The sequence below is a fragment of the Marinomonas dokdonensis genome, assembly GCF_052747885.1.
Window position 1 is genome coordinate 115,804 of sequence record NZ_JBRAND010000006.1, and the last position, 20,553, is coordinate 136,356.

The 20,553-nt window shown below is 46.7% G+C and carries 20 protein-coding genes; 7 read left to right on the forward strand and 13 right to left on the reverse strand.

Annotated elements, in window-relative coordinates; all coding sequences use genetic code 11:
* Positions 1–23: 23 nt before the first annotated feature.
* The 6 genes from ACUM5Y_RS14485 to ACUM5Y_RS14510 all read right to left on the reverse strand — a co-directional run bounded on the left by ACUM5Y_RS14485 (position 24) and on the right by ACUM5Y_RS14510 (position 6,130).
* A complete protein-coding gene (locus ACUM5Y_RS14485; RefSeq protein ID WP_445977602.1) occupies positions 24–1,577 on the reverse strand; it encodes an SPOR domain-containing protein in 1,554 nt (517 codons plus the stop codon).
* A gap of 45 nt (positions 1,578–1,622) precedes the next feature.
* The gene (gene aroB / locus ACUM5Y_RS14490) at positions 1,623–2,732 is read right to left on the reverse strand and encodes a 3-dehydroquinate synthase (protein WP_445977603.1); all 1,110 of its coding nucleotides are present in this window, start codon (positions 2,730–2,732) and stop codon (positions 1,623–1,625) included.
* Positions 2,732–3,280: a shikimate kinase gene (locus tag ACUM5Y_RS14495; RefSeq protein ID WP_445977604.1), complete on the reverse strand. Its 549-nt coding sequence runs from the start codon at positions 3,278–3,280 to the stop codon at positions 2,732–2,734. The genes aroB and ACUM5Y_RS14495 overlap by 1 nt, the downstream gene beginning before the upstream one ends.
* A 42-nt stretch (positions 3,281–3,322) precedes the next feature.
* Positions 3,323–4,426, reverse strand: a complete 1,104-nt coding sequence (locus ACUM5Y_RS14500; protein WP_445977605.1) for a secretin GspD/PilQ domain-containing protein — start codon at positions 4,424–4,426, stop codon at positions 3,323–3,325.
* 62 nt (positions 4,427–4,488) lie between these two features.
* Positions 4,489–5,190: a hypothetical protein gene (locus ACUM5Y_RS14505; RefSeq protein WP_445977606.1), complete on the reverse strand. Its 702-nt coding sequence runs from the start codon at positions 5,188–5,190 to the stop codon at positions 4,489–4,491.
* Positions 5,159–6,130, reverse strand: coding sequence for a hypothetical protein (locus ACUM5Y_RS14510; protein WP_445977607.1), 972 nt, complete (start codon positions 6,128–6,130; stop codon positions 5,159–5,161). The genes ACUM5Y_RS14505 and ACUM5Y_RS14510 overlap by 32 nt, the downstream gene beginning before the upstream one ends.
* Before the next feature lie 152 nt (positions 6,131–6,282).
* Here ACUM5Y_RS14510 and ACUM5Y_RS14515 point away from each other — a divergent pair, with 152 nt between their 5' ends.
* Entirely contained in the window at positions 6,283–8,727 is a 2,445-nt protein-coding gene (locus ACUM5Y_RS14515; protein ID WP_445977608.1) for a penicillin-binding protein 1A, read from the forward strand.
* 92 nt (positions 8,728–8,819) lie between these two features.
* Here ACUM5Y_RS14515 and ACUM5Y_RS14520 read toward each other — a convergent pair whose 3' ends face one another.
* The 3 genes from ACUM5Y_RS14520 to rpmE all read right to left on the reverse strand — a co-directional run bounded on the left by ACUM5Y_RS14520 (position 8,820) and on the right by rpmE (position 11,244).
* On the reverse strand, positions 8,820–10,088 hold the full coding sequence (locus ACUM5Y_RS14520; protein WP_445977609.1) for a malic enzyme-like NAD(P)-binding protein: 1,269 nt from the start codon (positions 10,086–10,088) through the stop codon (positions 8,820–8,822).
* A gap of 161 nt (positions 10,089–10,249) precedes the next feature.
* Complete coding sequence (locus tag ACUM5Y_RS14525; RefSeq protein ID WP_445977610.1) at positions 10,250–11,014, reverse strand: thermonuclease family protein; 765 nt, start codon at positions 11,012–11,014, stop codon at positions 10,250–10,252.
* Positions 11,015–11,028: 14 nt separating this feature from the next.
* Complete coding sequence (gene rpmE / locus ACUM5Y_RS14530) at positions 11,029–11,244, reverse strand: 50S ribosomal protein L31 (protein ID WP_445977627.1); 216 nt, start codon at positions 11,242–11,244, stop codon at positions 11,029–11,031.
* A gap of 255 nt (positions 11,245–11,499) precedes the next feature.
* On the opposite strand from rpmE, the gene ACUM5Y_RS14535 reads away from it, so the two are divergent.
* From ACUM5Y_RS14535 to ACUM5Y_RS14560, 6 genes are all read left to right on the forward strand, one after another.
* Positions 11,500–13,731 carry a primosomal protein N' gene (locus ACUM5Y_RS14535; protein WP_445977611.1) on the forward strand — a complete coding sequence of 744 codons (2,232 nt, stop codon included), beginning with the start codon at positions 11,500–11,502 and terminating at the stop codon, positions 13,729–13,731.
* 43 nt (positions 13,732–13,774) lie between these two features.
* Entirely contained in the window at positions 13,775–14,383 is a 609-nt protein-coding gene (locus ACUM5Y_RS14540) for an SPOR domain-containing protein (RefSeq protein ID WP_445977612.1), read from the forward strand.
* A gap of 109 nt (positions 14,384–14,492) precedes the next feature.
* Positions 14,493–15,044 (forward strand): ATP-dependent protease subunit HslV, encoded by a 552-nt coding sequence (hslV, locus tag ACUM5Y_RS14545; protein WP_445977613.1) that lies wholly within the window; start codon positions 14,493–14,495, stop codon positions 15,042–15,044.
* Between the two features lie 64 nt (positions 15,045–15,108).
* On the forward strand, positions 15,109–16,431 hold the full coding sequence (gene hslU / locus ACUM5Y_RS14550; RefSeq protein WP_445977614.1) for an ATP-dependent protease ATPase subunit HslU: 1,323 nt from the start codon (positions 15,109–15,111) through the stop codon (positions 16,429–16,431).
* Positions 16,432–16,456: 25 nt separating this feature from the next.
* On the forward strand, positions 16,457–16,840 hold the full coding sequence (locus ACUM5Y_RS14555; RefSeq protein WP_445977628.1) for a gamma-butyrobetaine hydroxylase family protein: 384 nt from the start codon (positions 16,457–16,459) through the stop codon (positions 16,838–16,840).
* Between the two features lie 38 nt (positions 16,841–16,878).
* Positions 16,879–17,493: a ubiquinone biosynthesis accessory factor UbiJ gene (locus ACUM5Y_RS14560; RefSeq protein WP_445977615.1), complete on the forward strand. Its 615-nt coding sequence runs from the start codon at positions 16,879–16,881 to the stop codon at positions 17,491–17,493.
* Positions 17,494–17,577: 84 nt separating this feature from the next.
* Here ACUM5Y_RS14560 and ACUM5Y_RS14565 read toward each other — a convergent pair whose 3' ends face one another.
* The 4 genes from ACUM5Y_RS14565 to ACUM5Y_RS14580 all read right to left on the reverse strand — a co-directional run bounded on the left by ACUM5Y_RS14565 (position 17,578) and on the right by ACUM5Y_RS14580 (position 20,544).
* Positions 17,578–18,192, reverse strand: coding sequence for a DedA family protein (locus ACUM5Y_RS14565; protein ID WP_445977616.1), 615 nt, complete (start codon positions 18,190–18,192; stop codon positions 17,578–17,580).
* Positions 18,189–18,599 carry a hypothetical protein gene (locus tag ACUM5Y_RS14570; protein WP_445977617.1) on the reverse strand — a complete coding sequence of 137 codons (411 nt, stop codon included), beginning with the start codon at positions 18,597–18,599 and terminating at the stop codon, positions 18,189–18,191. Before ACUM5Y_RS14570 ends, ACUM5Y_RS14565 begins: the two co-directional genes overlap by 4 nt.
* A 75-nt stretch (positions 18,600–18,674) precedes the next feature.
* Entirely contained in the window at positions 18,675–19,541 is an 867-nt protein-coding gene (locus tag ACUM5Y_RS14575; protein ID WP_445977618.1) for a DMT family transporter, read from the reverse strand.
* 25 nt (positions 19,542–19,566) lie between these two features.
* Positions 19,567–20,544, reverse strand: coding sequence for an asparaginase domain-containing protein (locus tag ACUM5Y_RS14580; protein ID WP_445977619.1), 978 nt, complete (start codon positions 20,542–20,544; stop codon positions 19,567–19,569).
* Between the last annotated feature and the right edge of the window lie 9 nt (positions 20,545–20,553).

Here is a 20,553-nt window from a genome sequence, read left to right on the forward strand (position 1 = left end):
TATAGCCATAAGTATCTAAAACACTATTGTGCTTTTCTAATATCGTCTTGAATACCACGAACACTTCGTGCCCAAGGGTTCAGGTCACGAATATCTCTTGGTAAGGTCTCCACCACACCGATGGCTTCACTACGGTTGCCGTAGGCGCCATAAACCACCACATACCAATCACGACCGTTGTGTATGGTTTTAAAGTAGCTAAAGACATCAACACTGCCTTGGCTACGGATAAAGTCTTTCACCGCGTTCAGGTTATAAGTACCCAATAGTTGCAGGGTGTAGCGGTTAGGGTTTTGAGTCAGCCACCATTGGGTTTTATCGAATGGGTCGAGCACGACTTTATCTTCTACTGGCGCAGGTGTTGGCGTTGGTGCTGTCACAGGATTTAATTCTGGTGCTGGGGCAAGGGTTGGCGCTTCGCTTCGAATAGGCGCCACTGGAACAGTAGGGGTTGCGACGGTAGTGGGGATACTAGAAGCCGCTGGCGCAACAGTACTAGTACTGGTCGGCGTTAAGTCAGTTCCTGTTGGAATAGGCGGTAAAGTAAGCGCTCCTTGCTGCCCTATTTGCTTTTGCATGGCATCGATACGCGCAATGGTCTCTGAAGAAGACTGACCTTGGCGTGGACTTAACGGAATCACGTTCGAGCCACGATCCGCAGTTGAACTCGCTGGAGTATCGTCCGAGTCACTGAATAGAACTGCCACTAGAATACCCAGCATGACGACAGACAAGAGCGCCATGTGCACTAAAGGAAAACCTAGCGCTATGTTAAAACCTTTCCCTGAGGGTTTCAGCCCTTTATCACCATTGCCCATCATGCTCTGAGCAACTTGGTTGATTCGTCCAGGGTAACCCGCAGAATCCTGATGAATCTTTTTGATTTGTTTGTCATTGAAAGGCAAGTTAATACTGCCTCCCACCGCTCGAACGCGATGCAGCAAATACGCCTTAGTTTGTTCTAACGAATAAGGGGCTAAGGTTAAAGTATGGCTAAGCTGGTCATAGCGAGACTTTTGGTAAGCATCGAGATTACGGGACAAGGGGTAACTGCTAAATAACGCAACATGGGGCACAGTTTGATTGTCTGTCGCTAAGGACATCATATCCAACAACATACTCACTGCATCTGTGTTTAGCTCTTGAGCATTATCAATCAGTACCAGTGCTGACTGGCCCTTTGCTTCCAAATCATGGGCAAACTTCAATAATGGACCAAAGGTGGTTTCATTAGGTGGCTGGGTGAAATGACTGGCAAAGCCCGCGTACATAGCTTGCAACAACTGGCCTGCAGTCATCAGCATTGACGCCTTCACATGGCTGATAATCGTCGTATCATCTTGATGGCGAGCAAATTCCATTAAGAATCGACTCTTACCACTGCCCTCAGGCCCTTGAATAACCGACAACAGATTGCTGTAGCGACTTAGGTGTTCTAACAAGGCTAATTGTTGGTTACCTTCGTCGCTAGCAAAATAGACAGAGTCATCCTTTGAACCAAAAGGGTCCCTCAGCGTCGCTTTTGGCAGCTGATTGAGAGAAGCTTCAAGATCAAATTGAAAGTTGTGCTCTGCCATGTTCGTCCTTTGATTACTCCATGGGGTATGACGCCCCCATATCTGCTAGTTGGCTGACACTTGTTGCTGACTTGCTTCTAGGGCATCGAGTATACAGCTATTAAACTCATCCATAGGGAAATCCGACGTCACGTAGGCATCTCCCATGCCATTCAATAGTACTAAGCGAAGGCTACCATCTAAGACTTTTTTGTCCAGCACCATACGATCAATGAAGCTTTCTAGCGTCATGGTCGGCGGTGGTAAGATGGGCAGGTTTGCAGCACTAAAGAGTGCGACCGAACGGGTCACATCTTGCTCGCTCAAATTCCCCATACGCCAAGATAGATCGATCGCCAACACACTACCGGCAGCAACCGCTTCACCATGTAACCAATTGCCGTAGCCCATTTCGGTTTCGATGGCATGACCGAAAGTATGACCAAGATTAAGAATGGCGCGAATGCCACCTTCTCTTTCGTCTTGAGCCACTACATTCGCTTTAGCAAGGCAGGAGCGATAAATCGCTTCGCTGATTTTATCATTATCAACCGCCATGAGATCTTCAATGTTGGTTTCTAGCCAGTCAAAGAATTCTTTATCGCAAATTAGGCCGTATTTGATCACCTCAGCCATACCCGCCGACAATTCTTTAGGAGGCAAGCTCGTCAAGGTGTGTGTATCAATAATCACCGCTTGAGGCTGGTAAAAAGCCCCAATCATATTTTTACCCAATGGATGATTCACACCGGTTTTGCCACCCACAGAAGAATCCACTTGGGATAGCAAGGTGGTAGGCACCTGAATGAAAGGTACACCACGCTGGTAGGTCGCGGCAGCAAAGCCTGCCATGTCACCCACAACACCGCCTCCAAGAGCGATAATAGTCGTACTGCGATTATGCTTAGCTTCTAATAGCGCCGTCATAATTTCAGCATAGGTATCTAGAGTTTTATAACGTTCGCCGTCTTCTAAAATGCAAGTATCTACTTGATAGTCTGTGCTCAGCATAGCCACCATTGCGTCTAGATATAAAGGCGCGATGGTTTTATTCGTCACTATCATGACTTGCTTGCCATGAATGGCTTGATCAAACAGACTTTTTTGCTCGCGAATGTCACGACCTATGTATATAGGGTAACTGCGCTCACCAAGATCAACAGATAAAGTTCGCATTATGATACCGGGGTCTCCGTTTTTAAGTGTTTATGTATGGCATCGAGCACTTTGTTGGCAACTGCTCGTGGGTGACGGGCATCCGTCTCGACCACTAGCGTTGCGACTTCTCGATATAGAGGATCTCGTACTTGGAAAAGTTTCTTTAGAGTGGCTTTCGGGTCACCGACTTGCAATAAAGGACGGTGATTACTTTTTGAGGTTCTATGGAGTTGTTGGGCAACAGAAGCGTATAGATAAATGACTAGGGCTCCTTCTCGAAGAATCTGTCGATTCTCCTCTCGCATAACAATGCCCCCACCAGTTGCTAACACCGCACTGTGTTGCGGGTCTTCCAGCATGTTTGTCAACACTTGGGTTTCACGTTTACGAAAACCGTCCTCACCTTCTTTGTCAAAAATCCAAGGAATATCAGCCCCTGCATTTTCTTCTATCACTTTATCTAAGTCATAGAATTCTTTCCCCATTGATTGGGAAAGTAAACGACCAATGGTGGTTTTTCCAGCGCCCATTGGGCCGACTAAAATTATTTTGGGAGCTTTTATCATTCTATTCAATTGCATTGGAATTAGGCGAATTGCGGTTGTTAACTAGTTAGCTGTCATTTGTAGCAGTTTTGGCGTAATAAATACAAGTAATTCAACCTTTTCTTGCTGTTCTAGGGTCTTTTTAAAGAGTTCCCCTAAGATTGGTATGTCACTGAAGAAAGGCACACGACTTTCGCTTTCAAAATACTCTTCACGAAAAATCCCCCCTAGCACCAAGGTTTCCTGATTATTCACTTCGACCTGAGTTTGCAGCCGGTTCGTTTTTAAACTCGGTACACCATTAATCAAATCCCCTACCGAGTCTTGATGGATAGTCAAAGCCAATAAAATACGCTCTCCCTCCTTTACCATAGGCGTCACTTGCAGTTTTAGCGTTGCCTGACGGAACTCAACATTCACGTTATCCCCTATGGCTGTTTGATAAGGCACTTCCGTGCCCGACTCTATGTAGGCCGTTTGGCCCTCCGCGGTAACAATTTTCGGTTTGGAGATTACCTTAGCCATGCCTTCACTCTCTAGCATATCCAAGGTGAAAGACAGCAAGCCAGCCGTACCAGAGTTTGCTAAAGAAAGACTCGTAGAAGGAATTAAAGCGCCAAGCTCCACCGCTCCACCTAGGGTCGAAGAAACACCTTTTGATAAACGCGCCTGCCAGTTCACGCCAAACTGCGATTGGGCTGAGGTACTCACCTGTGCGATTTGCGCGCTGATTTCTACTTGCCGTAATGGGGTATCAAGCCAATCAATCACCGACTTAAAGCCGAGCTCAGACTCACAAGACTTAATAACAATAGAGTTGGTTCTGTGATCCACAATGAAAAGCACATTAGGATAAAGCGCCTTTAGATGTTTGCCAGTGATTTCTGCTTTGGCGTGCTTGAGTGTCCAATAGGAATGCAAACACTGCTTTTCCTGCTGACCAGCAAGGGCAGATTTCGCTCGTAAAACCGCCACTCCCTCTTGCCAACTCAAATCAAGATTCCCCTGTGAGGCAACCGCGGTCATGATCTGCTCCCAACTGGCATCCTTTATCGATAGGGTTTGCACACTGTCGATGTCAGGACTCATCACGAGATTTTCTTGCATCTGTACGGCCAACCAAGGCAAGACCTCTTGCAAAGGTTTTGACTCAAAAAACACATCCATACTGAACCCACTTGCTGGCAGACTCAACCAAACCACCACCCAGTACTGCCGACACTTCCTTATCATTTTTCGGACTCCCTATTCAGTACGTTAAGCCTAAGCCGCTGACCATTGTGATCGACTAGGGTCACTTGTTGAGCACTAACAGCTTCAACAAACACACCAACTTCTGGTAACCAAGTTCCCTTAGTGACCCAATAGTTTTGTGCAGAGGAACGCAACAGCCCCATCGCCTTTCCAGAGACAGCTAAAGTACTGATAAGCTGCCAAGAGTTTTGCGTAAAAGGTTCTCTAGTTTGCAATCGAGCTTTTGGCAAAACCTCAAGCTCAGAAGCCGCTAACTCAGTAGAGACAAGCTGATACAAAAAGTCTGCGTACCATTCATCACCGTCTCTGCGTTGCCAAACCACAGATAGCAAAACCAGTGATGCAACCTCATGAGCCCCATCCAAGGCCAGCTGCCAATTGTCTAAAGAAGCCGTTCCACTTAGCCGCCAGCGCCTTGAATCAGGCTGGAAGTCGCTCATGAGCCACGTATATTCTTGCAGAGGGTGAGCCGCTAATTTGGCGTCGATATTCTGTGCTTTATGTTGCAAAGCTATCTGTAACTTTTGTTTTCTTTCTTGTGCTTGTACATCCGTCCATTGGGCACTCAAGATGGGTTGCCAGATCAGTGCTTGTAGTAAGAGCAACAAGACAAGCATCAACCAACTAAAATGCTGGTAGGCAAAACTACGGAATGAGCTTAACGGTAATTTTTGCATCGACGACCTCCTGCTGATTCGGATAAGCCGGAGGGTGGCTATGCAGAAGCTCCATCCCCCACTCCCATTGGGGGAACTCTGCTGCTTTGGTTTTTATTAACGCCTGTAAACGAGCAAGAGGCGCCGTTAATTTGAGGTAGGCGTACTGAGAGTCGGCTTCAAATGTCTGTAAACGCATTGCTTGGGGCAGGTGTTGAGCAAAGACGACAAAAGAGGCCAATTGCTGCATGTTATTGGCAGGGGGTGCTATCTCCGCTTGTGTTTCCTGAATATTCGACGTTGTAACAACTTGAACAGGCGTTATCCAATTCAGTCCAATCCAGCCGAGCAAATGCAGCACCAAACTTAGCCCCAGCAAGCAATAGAGCTTTACTTTTAGCTGCCGCCGCTTTTCTAGTTCGGGGTTATAAGGGACGAGCTTAAAGCGATGAAACCAACGCCAAGGGGTAGCTGATTTCACCGCTTGTTGATATTGCCAGTAGGACATAAGCCATACGGATTGAGAGTACCCCCTGAATGGCTCGCAAAGTAATTCACACCAACGGGTAGGGCAGGCAAAGACCTTTAAGAAATTACCTTTTTCTGGGTGTTTTTGTTGTCGGTAGGCAAAACTAATCTGATCAGGTGGGACGAATATATTTTCTGCCGCAATACTCAGTGCCGCCAGAGGTGCAACATCCTTGGGTAGCTTTTCTATTTTATGATCAATGACCGTAAGCCAATGATCGGGCACCAACACAATAAGGCGTTTCTTTAAGGCTTTCTTAGCTTTACCACTATCTGTTAAACACCTAGCCTGCAGGGCTTTTAGCTGTTCATCCGAGGGTATTTGAAGGTCTGATTCCTGAGTTTCTAGGGCACCTTCGAAATTAAAATTCTTTGGGTGAATAAGACATTGCGTTGAGCTGTACAGCGCGACACAATAGAGTGGCGTTAACATAATGCTTCATCCTTGAAGTATCGTATTAGGTTAAATTTAGGCGCCATTAGTGAGTTAAGCAAGCTAACGTTTCGCTACAAAGTTAAGCCACCCAGATCTTCGCAACTTAGGTATAATGTGGCTTTATTTTTTCCTCGGTTAGTTGGAAGTATATGTCTAAGGTTTTCAAAATTTTATTTTTCCTAGGTTTGTTCGGAGCCATTTCAGCGGCTGGCATTACCTACGCAATTTACTACAGCGTAAAAGATCGCATTCCAACAGTTGAAGAACTGAAGGATATTGAGCTGCGTATCCCATTACGTATCTACACGGCCGATAACAAACTGATAGGGGAATTTGGTGAGCAACGCCGTACCCCAATCCGTTACGATGACATTCCACCTAATCTTGAATTTGCTATTTTAGCCGCGGAAGATACAAATTTTTACCATCACCCTGGAGTTGATATTTTAGGTTTGGGCCGAGCGGCTATGCAGCTTGTCACCAGTGGTAAAATCCAAAGTGGTGGTAGTACCATTACCATGCAGGTGGCTCGAAACTACTTTTTATCTTTTGAACAAACGTTTACGCGTAAATTTACTGAGATATTCATCTCTTTAAAGATGGAACAAGAGCTAAGCAAGCATGAAATTTTAGAGCTCTACATCAATAAGATTTATTTGGGTAAACGTGCCTACGGTTTCGAAGCCGCTGCCCAAGTCTATTACGGCAAAAGTCTTGGTGAACTCGACCTCGCCCAACTGGCGATGATCGCAGGTTTGCCCAAAGCCCCTTCGCTCTATAACCCTATCGTGAACCCATCGAGAGCATTGATCCGACGCAACTGGATTCTGCAACGCATGCTGTCTTTAGGCATGATAGACAAAGAAGCCTACCAAACAGCCGTTGAGTCCCCTATCACTGCCAAGAACTACGGCGTCGCGCCAGACATTGAAGCCGGCTATGTAGCCGAGATGGTTCGTTCAGAACTGTATAAAACCTTTGGTAACGACCTCTACAATACGGGTATGACCGTCTATACCACTATAGACTCGGGTCGTCAGGAAGCGGCCAACGAAGCAGTTTTTCAAGGGGTATTAAACTATGACACACGCCATGGTTACCGAGGCTCTCTTGATACCCGTACCGACCTTTTAAGCGCCAGCCCTGAAGAGCAGCAAAGCGAACTATCGAAGTTTGAAGGCTTTCAAGATTGGCAAAACGCCCTAGTGCTCGCTACCGAAGAGCTGAGCGCCGATGTGCGTTTGGAAAATGGTGAACAAGTACAGTTGGCGTGGGACGCAATGAAATGGGCGAAGCCTTACATTAATGAAGACAGCCAAGGCCCTAGTCCAAAAACTGTGGCCGACATCCTTGTTCCCGGCGATATCATTCGCTTACGCCCAGATGACACCTTAGGTTGGGTATTAACCCAGAAGCCGGAAGTACAAAGTGCTCTTATTTCACTCAATAGCAGCAATGGTGCGATCCAAGCTTTAGTGGGTGGCTTTAACTACTATGAGAATAAATTTAACCGCATCACTCAATCGAAACGCCAGCCGGGCTCTAACTTCAAGCCGTTTGTTTATGCCAGCGCCCTTAATAGCGGTTATACCGCGGCCAGCATCATTAATGATGCGCCTGTGGTATTTAATGACTCAAATCTTGCCACTGCCTGGCGACCAACCAATGATGGCGGAAGATTCTACGGTCCGACACGTTTGCGCCAAGCGCTTTATCGCTCTCAGAACGTGGTCTCGGTGCGACTACTAGATGAACTCGGTGTGCGCCCGACGTTAGAGTTTTTGCGTCGCTTCGGTTTCGACCCAGATGAATTGCCACATAACCTGTCGTTATCCCTAGGGAGTGCGAACTTATCACCTTTGCAAATCGCCACTGGCTACGCGGTATTTTCCAATGGCGGTTACCAAGTACAGCCTTATCTCATTGCTCGTGTTGAGGACAGAAACGGCGAAAGCCTGTTTGATGCATCGCCTGTCACGGTTTGCCGCACTTGCACCCTATTAGAGCAAGCGCCCGACGAAGAGCGCCAAACAGGTTTATTCAGCACACCAGAAGGTATTCTTGATCTTCCCGTGGCACCGCAAGTACTGGATGGCGAGATTGACTACATCATCTATGACATGATGCGCGATGTTATTAAATACGGTACCGGGCGTAGAGCGCGAGTGCTAAAACGAGATGACATTGCAGGCAAAACCGGTACCACCAATGATGGTCGTGATGCTTGGTTCTCTGGCTTTAACGGCGAAATCGTGACCTCGGTGTGGAGTGGCTTTGATAACTCCTCTCCCCTTGGTCGTGGTGAATGGGGGGGCTCAGTCTCTTTACCAGTATGGATAGACTACATGCGCTATGCCTTAGAGGGGCAAGCACCCGCTTACGTGAGCAAGCCCTCGTCACTGGTCACTGTGCGTATTGATCCCAAAACCGGCCAACGAGCGTTACCGGGGCAATCCGATGCTATTTTTGAGATTTTCCGTAAAGCCCATGTGCCCGCGCAACGCACAATTTCTGCTCCGGCGCTGGATCTAAACAACCTAGACGAAGCCCAAGAAGAAGAGAAAGAAACCAGTGTATTAGAAAACTTGTTCTAGTCCACTCTCCACGTTCTACCAAGCTACAGACCATAAAAAAGGTGCTATTTTTGTAAATAGCACCTTTTTTTATCTCGATAATTCTTTAGGGATTAGCCACCAAATTGATCAAGATTTTCTAATGGGTAAAAGTCTGGATAAGGTAGCATAGCAACACCTGAGTCTACCGCCGCTTTGGCAACCGCAGCTGAAACAACGTTCAACAAACGGGCATCCATCGGTTTCGGCAAGATGTAGTCTTTGCCAAAGCTTAATGCAGAACCGCCGTAGGCTGCTACCACATCAGCAGGAGCTGCTTCTTTGGCTAGACCTTTCAGTGCATGCACTGCAGCCACTTTCATTTCCTCATTGATTTTAGTCGCACGCACATCAAGCGCACCACGGAAAATGAATGGGAAGCCTAATACGTTGTTTACCTGATTAGGGTAATCAGAACGACCTGTTGCCATGATAAGATCATCGCGTGTTTGATGAGCCAATTCTGGGCTAATTTCTGGGTCTGGGTTCGAACAAGCGAATACTACTGGGTTTGGCGCCATTTTGCTTAGCTGCTCAGCAGAGAACAGATCAGGGCCAGATACACCAATAAATACGTCAGCACCCTCAATCGCATCGTCTAGAGTGCGCTTATCCGTTTCAATCGCGAACATAGTTTTGAACTGGTTTAGGTCATCACGGCCAGAATGAATCACACCTTTACGGTCTAACACATAAATATTCTCTGGCTTAGCGCCACAAGCAATAATCAGCTTCATACAAGCTGTGGCTGCAGCACCAGCACCTAGACAAACAATTTTCGCTGTTTCGAGATCTTTGCCTTGCAACTCAAGAGCGTTCAAAAGACCTGCCGCCGTTACAATTGCCGTACCGTGTTGGTCATCATGGAACACTGGGATATTACAGCGTTCGATCAACTGACGTTCGATTTCAAAACACTCAGGTGCTTTGATATCTTCTAGGTTAATACCACCATAGGTGTTGGCGATACGTGCAACAGTGTCAATAAATGCTTGTGGGCTTTCCGACTCCACTTCAACGTCAACAGAGTTGATGCCAGCAAAACGCTTAAACAATAAGCCTTTACCTTCCATCACTGGCTTACTGGCTAGAGGACCAAGATTACCTAGGCCTAAAATGGCAGAACCATCAGAAATAACCGCTACTAAATTCCCTTTACCTGTATAGCGATACGCATTCTCAGGATCTTTTGCAATTTCGCGACAAGGCTCAGCCACACCTGGGCTATAAGCGAGTGAAAGGTCACGAGCAGTAGCTGTTGGTTTGGTGATCGTGACACTTAGTTTGCCTGGTACTGGATGTTCATGGTAATCCAATGCCGCTTGCTTTATATCTTCTGCCATTTTGATGTTTCCGTCTTTTTGGTGTTGTAATTAATTTTATCGTCCAAAATTGGTAACTGACCGCTGAGCTCATGCCCTACGGTTGATACCTTATAGTTTTGTTTTGTCAGAATAGTCTATTACCAAGGGGCTTTAAAGCGTAAATCAATAGGAATCTTCAATCAGTCTTGAATTTCAATCAAGTCCAACGGATGACGCACAATTAAAACCCAACGGGGCTGTGAGGATCGATACTTTCGCTGATACTGCCAGCCTCGTGCTTCCACCCTTTTTCCCTGTAAATAAAACACCTTTTGGGGCGACCAATAGTCCATCCCACTGTTAGGCAAATTAATCACTGGGCCATCTTTTGTCTCTAGCCACCAGCCGCCACGGTTACGACTTACAGAAGTCACCGTAAATTTCGCTAGGGAGAAACCTGCCTCACCATGCCAGGGTTTAAGCACTTGCCAAAGACCTTTATGGGTTGTCTTTGCAAACTGCTCAGCTTCCACAAAACACGCTTGATAAGCCAGATTGGGGGGAACGGCAATACGATATCCTAACCCTTCGGATAGTAACTGACTTGTTAAGGAAATACGATGCTTGTCGAATAGGTAGTATAAATGGCGTCCGTATCTATCTTGGGAGTCTTTGGCTTGCTGTAGATACACATAGCCATCCAGTAGGCGACTTAAATAAGCTTTGGCTTCTAGGGCGTAGGCTTGGTGGCGACCGGTTTCATAATCTAGCTCTGGGGTATCAATACCCACCAACCTGACCTTGCGACCGTCCTGTAAATGAAGAGTATCTCCATCAACGATACGCTCTATATAGGCTTTTTCCACCGCACCTTGGGCGATACACAGCCCATCAGCAAATGATTTTGCGAAGGACAAAAACAAAAAAAGCGCCAAGAAAACTTGGCGCTTTTTTATAGAGTTCATAGTCAATATACCAATTACTTGGTAGTACGACGAGCTCCGAAACGTTTGTTGAAACGATCAACACGACCACCAGTGTCCAACATTTTTTGTTGGCCTGTGTAGAAAGGGTGACATTGGCTACATACGTCGATGTGCATGTCTTTACCTACAGTCGAGTTTAGGCTCAAAGTGTTTCCGCAAGTACAAGTTGCAGAAATCGCTGCGTAATCTGGGTGGATATCTTTTTGCATAATATTTACCTTCATAGTTGGTGTGCCGCCACTTGGTCGATCTATATGGGCTTTCGCCGCGCCAAGCACCGCACGATTATCTGTACAGACATTGTACAGTGGTTCCAAGAACCGCGTATTCTAGGGATGAATCCAGTATTCGGCAACCTTTTTTTGATATAAAAAGCCGCTCGCCCACACCCGCCAGTCTGGCGTACACTTAACCCATTATTAAATTTGTCTGAAAAGTTATCTGAAAGGGCTCACAACTTACGCATGCAAGAGACGCTGCTCACTCCTCACCCATACATTAAAGTGGCACTGCCAGTACCCATGCGCACTTTATTTGACTATCGCGTGCCAAAAGCACTGGCTCTTCGCCATGCCTTAAAACCCGGTATGCGGGTCAAAGTGCCTTTTGGAAAAAGTAGTCGTTTAGGGGTTATTGTTGCACTAAGTGACATCAGCGATTGGGACGAAGCCCAAGTTAAGCCGCTTACCTCATTGCACGACGAAGAGGCCGTCATCAGCCCAGAACTTATGCAGTTGTGTGAATGGGCGGCGCGTTACTATCACCACCCTATCGGAGATGTCATTTTTCATGCTTTGCCAGTGCTGTTAAGAAAGGGAGAGAGCCCAGAATTTCGCACCGAAAACTGGTGGTTTACAACCCCGGAAGGACAAGCCCTTTCCATTGATTCACTAAAACGTGCGCCTCGCCAACAAGACTTTTTGAAAGCCGTACAACAACACCCTAACGGTTTAAGCCAGCACGCCATGTCAGTGTTGGACTTGGCCGTTTCAGCAGGCAAGAGTCTCGAACAAAAAGGCTTACTGCGCCGCGAGCAGCGTTCATTTAATAAAAGTGGCGAGAAGCACACCCACCAGACACAAGTACCACCCATTTTGAACCCTGAACAAGCCAGTGCGACTCAAGCCTTACTAGAGCGCAGGCATGAATTTGGGGTGAGCTTACTAGATGGCATCACAGGGAGTGGTAAGACCGAAGTCTTTCTACAAGTCATGGCCCACTTAATTGACGAAGGCAAACAAATTCTGGTGATGGTGCCTGAAATTGGCCTGACGCCACAAACCCTTAAGCGCTTTGAAAGCCGTTTTAATACCGATATCGTGCTGATGCATTCAAACATGACGGACAGAGAACGCCTAGATGCTTGGCTACTGGCTCAAAATGGTCACGCCAAGGTCATTATTGGTACGCGTTCTTCTACTTTTATTCCAGCCCCTAATCTTGGCATGATCATCATAGATGAAGAGCACGACAACTCTTACAAACAGCATGAAGGCTTTCGTTACCATGCCCGAGATTTAGCCATAAAGCGTGCTCAAAACCTCAATATTCCCGTGTTATTGGCCTCGGCAACACCTTCCTATGAAAGCCTTGCCAACGCCTTACAAAAACGCTTTTCATGGCTAAAGCTGCGCAAAAGAGCAGGCAATGCCAATGTCAGCAAAATGGAGCGAGTCGACCTGAGAGGCCAAAGCCTCATCAACGGTTTCAGCGAACGCGCACTCATCGCGATGAAAGACTGTTTAGAACGCAAAGAGCAAGTCTTGGTGTTTTTGAATCGTCGTGGCTATGCTCCAACCCTTATGTGCCATCAATGTGGCTGGATCGCGGCTTGTGATCATTGCGATGTAAACCTCACCGTACACAAACGCGCCAATAAGCTGCATTGTCACCACTGTGATACTCAGAAAGCGTTACTTCATACCTGCCCTGAATGTGCCAGTGATGAGCTCTTCACCGTAGGGGAAGGAACGGAACAAATTGAAAGCCAGCTACAAGGTCTCTTTAAAGACACACCAATCTTGCGGGTCGACAGGGACAGTACTCAGCGTAAATCAGCCATGGCTCATCTCACTCAGCAAATCCTCCAGCATGACCAAGCCATTCTTATTGGTACGCAAATGCTCGCTAAGGGACATCACTTCCCGAACGTGACCCTAGTGATCATTATGGATGCAGACGCAGGGCTGTTTTCAGCAGATTTTCGTGGCATGGAACGAACGGCCCAGCTAATTACTCAGGTGGCAGGTCGTGCCGGTCGCGCCAAAAAGCCAGGCCATGTGTTACTTCAAACCTACCACCCTGACCATCAGGCCATTGAATGCCTGTGTAATCTTGGCTACGAACATTTTGCAATTGATGGTTTAGCTGAACGTAAATCCTTAGCGCTACCGCCCTTTTATCATCAGGTCATTGTGCGCGCTGAGTCGGGCAACGAGCAAGAAGCCATGCAGCTGCTACAAACCATGCGATTGGAGCTTGAACATCAATTTGCACCAGAGGTTTTGTTGGTGGGACCTTACTCTGCCATCATTGTGCGCAAAGCCGGCCAACACCGTGCTTTGGTGTCCTTAAAAGCACATCATCGCGGTGCTCTGCATCACGCTACAGCCCTGATTAGCCAATGGTTAGAACATTCCACCAAACAAAGCCGAATTCGTTTCGCGATTGATGTAGATCCACTGGAAACTTACTGACCAAGCAAGCATAATAAGCACAGTTTTTTACTAAGCCTAAAATATGTTTAATTTCATGCAAATTGCCACCAAGAAAACGAGCCGACCTCGCAAGGGCGCGACTCGTCGTACGCCGCCTCCTAAGCGTAAAAAGACTCCTTGGTGGTTATGGTTACTTATCCCTGCCATTTTGGTTGCCTTTGTCTATGGCCTAATGCAATTGAGCCAAGTGGAACCACCGAAACCTGCGCCAACGGTGATCAAAGCAAAACCCGTTGTTACCCCAAAACCGACGGTCACTAAGCCGGTCGAAAAGAAAGTGACACCGAAGAAAGACAACTTCGAGTTCTACCAAATTTTGCAAGACAGCGAAGTGGACACCAGCCATGTAGATGCCTACCAATCTACTCCTCGTGGCGAGCAAGATTTTTACTACATGATCCAAGCGGCGTCATTTCGTAACTCTAGTGATGCGGATCGCTTAAGAGCCAAACTGATCCTTTCCGGCTTAGTGGAAACCAGCATTCGCGAAACCTCTGGCAAAGACAATCGCCCTTGGTTCCGAGTCATTCTAGGGCCTTATGAATCTCGCTCGAAAATGAACCGAGCAGAAGATAAGTTGGTGGCGATGGATATCTCCTCCTACTCCTACAAGATCAACAAAGAAGAATAACCTCGTCTATAAAGGTGACAGACCTTACTTGCTAAGCTCTGTCACTTCACCCACCTTGAAAACCACATTAAGCATCCCCACTTTATTAGAATCGAAATTGGAGTAGACCATGACCACGATTCTTACAGTACGTAAAGGTAACCAAGTCGTTGTAGGCGGCGATGGACAAGTTTCACTAGGCAACACCGTAATGAAAGGTAATGCTCGCAAGGTGCGTCGTTTGTACCGAGGTGAAGTCATTGCTGGATTCGCGGGTGGCACCGCTGATGCTTTCACTTTATTCGAGCGTTTTGAAGGTCAGCTTGAAAAGCATCAAGGTCAGCTAGTACGCGCCGCAGTAGATTTGGCGAAAGACTGGCGTTCTGACCGAGCACTGCGCAAGCTAGAAGCCATGCTGATTGTTGCCAACAAAGAAAGCACCTTAATCATTACCGGTACGGGTGATGTAGTAGAACCACAACACGGCGCGCTCGCCATTGGTTCTGGTGGCAATTATGCCGAGGCGGCAGCCCGCGCACTGATCGATAACACCGACCTTAGTGCCAAAGAAATTGTCGAAAAAAGCCTAAACATTGCCGCCGACATTTGTGTCTTTACCAACCATAGTTTAACGGTTGAAGAAATTACCATTGATGGCCAACTGGAAGACAAATCTGTCTAACCCATTCCCTAAACTATGGTTACACCAATAAGACACTATCACTCACAAGATTAAGAGAACCAATATGAGTAGCATGACCCCAAGAGAGACGGTTAACGCCCTAGACAATCATATTATTGGCCAACAAAAAGCCAAGCGCGCCGTTGCTATCGCCCTACGTAATCGCTGGCGTCGCATGCAATTGCCTGAAAACATGCGTGCCGAAGTCACCCCCAAAAACATCCTAATGATAGGCCCAACCGGTGTGGGTAAAACGGAAATCGCCCGCCGCTTAGCCAAACTTGCCAACGCGCCATTCATTAAAATTGAAGCCACGAAATTCACCGAAGTAGGCTACGTGGGCCGTGATGTAGAGTCTATTATTCGCGATCTTGTTGAAATGGCTATTAAAATGCTGCGCGAGCAAGAGACTGAAAAGCTTCGCCATAAAGCAGAAGATGCCGCAGAGGATCGTATTCTAGACGTACTATTGCCACCTGCTCGCGGTGGTGACCCAGAACTCGAAGACAACAGCACACGCCAAACTTTCCGTAAGAAACTGCGCGAAGGTAAGCTAGACGACAAAGACATCGACATTGAAGTCGCGGATGCCCCTGTCGGGGTTGAGATCATGACGCCTCCTGGTATGGAAGAAATGACAAGCCAGTTGCAAAACATGTTCTCAAGCTTTGGCTCGAACAAAACGAAAAAGCGCAAGCTAAAAGTGAAAGAAGCCATGCGCCAAGTCCGTGATGAGGAAGCCGCTAAGCTGATCAATGAAGATGAACTAAAAGCCCGCGCCGTGGAAGCGGTCGAGCAAAATGGTATCGTCTTCCTTGATGAAATAGATAAAGTCGCGAAAAGCTCTGAACGCTCTAGTGGTGAAGTGTCTCGTGAAGGTGTTCAGCGTGACCTATTACCTTTAGTAGAAGGCTGCACCGTTACGACCAAATACGGCATGATCAAGACAGATCACATCTTGTTTATCGCCTCAGGTGCCTTCCACTTATCTAAGCCGTCGGACCTGATTCCTGAATTACAAGGTCGTTTACCTATTCGTGTGGAGCTTGACGCTCTCACAGTGGAAGACTTCAAACGTATTCTGGTAGAGCCAAGCGCGTCTTTGACTAAGCAATATGTGGCCTTAGCGAAAACAGAGAACATCCACTTAAACTTCACCGATGAAGGCATTCAGCGCATTGCAGAAATTGCCTTTCAGGTGAACGAACGTACCGAAAACATCGGTGCCCGTCGCCTTCATACGGTATTGGAACGACTGTTGGAAGAAGTCTCTTATTCGGCCAGTGACATGCCTGATGAACAGGTGGTGGACATTACCGCAGCCTATGTTAATGAACAGCTTGGTGAGGTTGCCGAAAACGAAGACCTTAGCCAGTACATTCTTTAACGCCTTATTGATGTAGGAATCCATGATGACAAGCCCAGCGCCCACTAAAATTCACTATCACAAGCAATCTCGTGAGTTGGCGCTGACGTTTGCCGACGGCCAGCAATTTCGACTCAGTGCCGAATACCTGCGCGTGCATTCTCCTTCAGCAGAAGTGAGAGGCCACGGCCGTCAGATGCCTATTTTGCAATACGGAAAAAAGCACGTTGCTATTCAGAACATTGAAGGGGCGGGCAATTACGCGATCAAAATTAGCTTCGATGACGGACATGATACTGGCCTGTATTCATGGGAGTACCTTTACAATATTGGTAAAAACCATGATGAACTGTGGCAAATGTACCTAGATCGACTTGAAAAGGAAGGCCAGAAGCGGGAAACTTCGACCATCCAAATCCATCAGCTGTGATTCGCAGCTCACTACCATCTCACTGGGGAAAGTAATTTATGGGATCACTGAGTTTGTCCGCCATCAGCGCCATGGAAAATGCGATTAATCTTGCTTTAAAACAAGATGCCCCATCGCAACAGCGCCTTGCAAAACTCGCAGGACAACAGGTGTTTCTGTACATTGAGGATTTCTCCTTCATCTTGCAAATTCACCTTTTAGAAGAAGGCGTCATGCTGCATAAACCCAATAGCATGGACGAAGTAGAGTTGGATCCGAAACTTGATACCCTCGTTCAAGGCCCAAGCTCTGCTTATCGCAAACTACTTGAAGGTGATGGCTTCTTTGACGGTGATTTACGCATTCAAGGTAATGCCCAAGCCTTGATGACTTTGCACAAGGTGATGGAGAACTTTGAATTTGATTGGGAAGGGTTGCTCGCCGATCACATTGGCGATTTAGCCGCCGCTAGTTTGGCAAGACTATTAAGAACCCAATGGGAATGGAGCAAAGAATGCTCTACCAAAGCCAGAATTCAGCTAGTGAGTCATTTACAAAGCAACAGCCAACTGCTGCCGAGCAAGGTAGAGTTTGATCACCATGTAGATGAACTAGAACGCTTTGGCACACAGCTTGATCGTTTTGAAGCCAAGCTTAAGCAGTTTAAACATTAAAGGGTCACTTCCTAATGAAGCCTGTTAATAGAATTTAATTAAAAACCCTTATTGAAAATATATTTTTCACACAGTTTTACGAAGTTAACTTGTACTGCCATCAGGTGACTCAAACTTCTTCCACGCCAGCATTAACCAAATCCCACAAAAGATAGCACCAATAGCCGAAACACTCACTACTATAGCGCTGACCACTAAATTGGATACTTGTGGTAAATCAGTTGCTAAAAAGTAACCCATCAATGTATAGGCGGTCGTCCATAAAAAAGCCCCCATTACAGAAGAAGAGGAGAAAACAGGCCAACTCATTCTCACTGCACCACTAACATAGGCGATGTAAGGACCCACAGGGCTAAATATGGTTCGACTTAATACAATCGCTAATGCTCCGTGTTTATCTAACATATGCTCACTTTTAACGATCAATAATGATAGCCTGTTAATTTTTTGCATTCTTACTAATAGCGAAGGGCCAGCCCATCGAGCCACATTAAAGGAAAGCTGATCACCTAGAGAGAAAGCCAGAAAAGTCACAGCAAAAACTTGCCAAATATTCAGATCCTCAGCAGCCGCTAAACTACCAGATGTCAGCACTAATATAGCGGAAGGCAGAGGTATACCTAGACATGCCATCATGACAACGATAAAAATCAAATACAGACCATACTCTGGCACAAGAGCGAGAACATATTCAGTCATGTCTCATCCTTATTTTGCTCTTCTTGGTTTTGTCGATAATCAGCTGCCGCTAATCGAACTCTCTCTGTCAGCACTTCTAAGGATATTCCTTGTGAAGAAGCAATCTTTCCCATCCTTACTCTAGAACCTGGCTTCTCTGGCAAACCTAAAGCTTCCAGCACGATAGGCCTAGGAAGCTCATACGAAAGCTCAACGTATTTAGGCGTCATCCAGCCCTTTAGCTCATTATCCTGATGGTCTGGATCATTAAAATAAATGGCATCGGCTAAAAAGGTGAAGCCAAACCAGAGAGAGATAGCAAGAAAAGTAAAAAAGCCTGAAATAGGCAGCCAGTTAGCTAAGGCAAAGCTCCTTAACTTTGGTGTGTTCACTTTATCAATGGCCCGTTTAATGACACCTAAAAACATAGATTGTTAACTCACACCCTTATAATTTCATTTCCACTTAAGCAGATATAATAGCAAGTCATAATAGTTAATGCCCTAAGCCTTACCTTTCACTTGGCTGATATACACACCAAAGATGGTCACCACAAAGCCTGCTATTTGTAGGCTTGTCAGGATCTCATTAAAGATGAAGTAGCTCTCTATCGCGGCCAAAGGCGGTGCTAGCAATAGCAACACAGAAACCTTTGAAGCTGTCACTCTTCGCACTAGCCAAACCATCAAAAACAGTCCCGCACCAGACAATACCACTACCCCCCAAATGATCAAGAGGAAGGTAGCGAGCTGCACTTCAAACTGGCGCTCACCTAAGAACCACACAAAGCCCATCGACACCAGCCAAGCGGCCAAATTTTGGATAGCCATGGCACTGATGAGATCCGCCGAAGCGATCGACATTTTCTGATAAGTCACCCCGAAAGACAGGGCTAATATGGCCACACAAGCCAGCACTAGCGTCACTGGATTAATACCGAGTTCGCCAAGTTCAAAATGTAGCGCTGGGCTTATAACCAAGATCAAGCCACTGATCCCGATTAGCATACCTAGCAAGCCCATCAGAGAGGTTTTTTCTTTGACTAAAGACCAAGCCAAAATAGCCACTAGCACAGGTTGTAATGTACCGATCAAAGCCATCACCCCAGCGGGTAAGCCTTTGGAGATAGCCAAATAGGATAAGCCTAAATAGACACTGTTCATCAGCACACCGGCCAGCATATGCTTGGGTATATCTGCCCATTTGGGGAAAGCACGGCCTTGCCAGTAGGCAAACGCGAGAAAGAGTAATCCGGCAAAGAAAAAGCGAATACTTAAAAAAATGTTGGGGTCCATTAAGCCAACAATTAGCTTACCGACAATAAACCCCGTCGACCAAATCACCACGAGTAAAACGCATAAAATTGCCATGGATGTCCCTATCCTCTACGAGGCCTTAAGCCTCGAAAATGTCACGAATGGCCGAGTGGTTCATGCCCAAGCCAATTAAGAAGTGTAATTTAACAAATGCCGCTTCGTAGGTAAGGTCTTGACCAGAGATCACGCCTGCTTGCACCAGTGCAGAACCTGCCGCATAAGCGCCCGCGACTACACTACCTGCACCACACTGGCTAACATTAACGATAGCCACACCACGGTCTGTCGCCTCTTTCAACATCGCTAATAAGGCTTGGTCTTTGTCAGGGGCGTTGCCCGCTCCGTAGCTTAGCAAGACAGCGCCTTTAACATTGTCATTCAGTAGTCCTTGCCAGTGTTCAGCTTGCGCACCTGGGAATACCGGCAGTATGGTGACTGCTCCAGCTTCCATGTGAGGAATACGAATACGCATAGCTTGCTCAGACTTCGCGGGTGATACGTCACGCCACTGCCAGTCGATCCCCAAGCGTCCATATTCAGCTAAGTTTGGAGAGCTAAAAGCACGCCAATCGCTGGTATGTGCTTTATGGGCTCTATCCCCTTCAATAAGACGATCCGCAAAATATAAAAACACGCCTGGAGATTGATGCTCACAGGCAGAAATCGCCCCTAGGACATTATTCATGGCATCACTGCGCACTTTGTACAATGGTACTTGCGAGCCTGTCACTAGGATGGGCTTAGTGCTGGCCTCAAACATATGAGACAGCGCCGCTGCGGTATAGGCCATAGTGTCCGTACCATGCAGAACGATAAAAGCATCAAAGTCCTGCCACTGGTTTTCAATGTCTTGGGCAATCATCATCCAGTCTTGAGGCGTTGCGTTAGAGGAGTCGATGAGTGTCTCATAGCTCTTGATGACAAAGTCATGGTTAAGGTCATCGGCAGCCGCAAGCTTTTGCATCAACTGGTCTGCAAATTGAGCATCCGGTGCAAGCCCATGTTCCGATGGGGTCATGCCAATAGTGCCCCCAGTATAAGCGATATAAATTTTCATCTAATGTCC

Excerpts from the sequence above, each read along its gene's own strand:
- ACUM5Y_RS14510 (WP_445977607.1), bottom strand. The coding sequence starts at position 6,130 with ATGTTAACGCCACTCTATTGTGTCGCGCTGTACAGCTCAACGCAATGT.
- ACUM5Y_RS14555 (WP_445977628.1), top strand. The coding sequence starts at position 16,457 with ATGACAAGCCCAGCGCCCACTAAAATTCACTATCACAAGCAATCTCGT.
- ACUM5Y_RS14515 (WP_445977608.1), top strand. The coding sequence starts at position 6,283 with ATGTCTAAGGTTTTCAAAATTTTATTTTTCCTAGGTTTGTTCGGAGCC.
- ACUM5Y_RS14500 (WP_445977605.1), bottom strand. The coding sequence starts at position 4,426 with ATGGATGTGTTTTTTGAGTCAAAACCTTTGCAAGAGGTCTTGCCTTGG.
- ACUM5Y_RS14565 (WP_445977616.1), bottom strand. The coding sequence starts at position 18,192 with ATGACTGAATATGTTCTCGCTCTTGTGCCAGAGTATGGTCTGTATTTG.
- ACUM5Y_RS14560 (WP_445977615.1), top strand. The coding sequence starts at position 16,879 with ATGGGATCACTGAGTTTGTCCGCCATCAGCGCCATGGAAAATGCGATT.
- ACUM5Y_RS14525 (WP_445977610.1), bottom strand. The coding sequence starts at position 11,014 with ATGAACTCTATAAAAAAGCGCCAAGTTTTCTTGGCGCTTTTTTTGTTT.
- rpmE (WP_445977627.1), bottom strand. The coding sequence starts at position 11,244 with ATGCAAAAAGATATCCACCCAGATTACGCAGCGATTTCTGCAACTTGT.
- ACUM5Y_RS14535 (WP_445977611.1), top strand. The coding sequence starts at position 11,500 with ATGCAAGAGACGCTGCTCACTCCTCACCCATACATTAAAGTGGCACTG.
- ACUM5Y_RS14520 (WP_445977609.1), bottom strand. The coding sequence starts at position 10,088 with ATGGCAGAAGATATAAAGCAAGCGGCATTGGATTACCATGAACATCCA.
- aroB (WP_445977603.1), bottom strand. The coding sequence starts at position 2,732 with ATGCGAACTTTATCTGTTGATCTTGGTGAGCGCAGTTACCCTATATAC.
- ACUM5Y_RS14485 (WP_445977602.1), bottom strand. The coding sequence starts at position 1,577 with ATGGCAGAGCACAACTTTCAATTTGATCTTGAAGCTTCTCTCAATCAG.
- ACUM5Y_RS14570 (WP_445977617.1), bottom strand. The coding sequence starts at position 18,599 with ATGTTTTTAGGTGTCATTAAACGGGCCATTGATAAAGTGAACACACCA.
- hslU (WP_445977614.1), top strand. The coding sequence starts at position 15,109 with ATGAGTAGCATGACCCCAAGAGAGACGGTTAACGCCCTAGACAATCAT.
- ACUM5Y_RS14580 (WP_445977619.1), bottom strand. The coding sequence starts at position 20,544 with ATGAAAATTTATATCGCTTATACTGGGGGCACTATTGGCATGACCCCA.
- ACUM5Y_RS14495 (WP_445977604.1), bottom strand. The coding sequence starts at position 3,280 with ATGATAAAAGCTCCCAAAATAATTTTAGTCGGCCCAATGGGCGCTGGA.
- ACUM5Y_RS14505 (WP_445977606.1), bottom strand. The coding sequence starts at position 5,190 with ATGCAAAAATTACCGTTAAGCTCATTCCGTAGTTTTGCCTACCAGCAT.
- ACUM5Y_RS14540 (WP_445977612.1), top strand. The coding sequence starts at position 13,775 with ATGTTTAATTTCATGCAAATTGCCACCAAGAAAACGAGCCGACCTCGC.
- hslV (WP_445977613.1), top strand. The coding sequence starts at position 14,493 with ATGACCACGATTCTTACAGTACGTAAAGGTAACCAAGTCGTTGTAGGC.
- ACUM5Y_RS14575 (WP_445977618.1), bottom strand. The coding sequence starts at position 19,541 with ATGGCAATTTTATGCGTTTTACTCGTGGTGATTTGGTCGACGGGGTTT.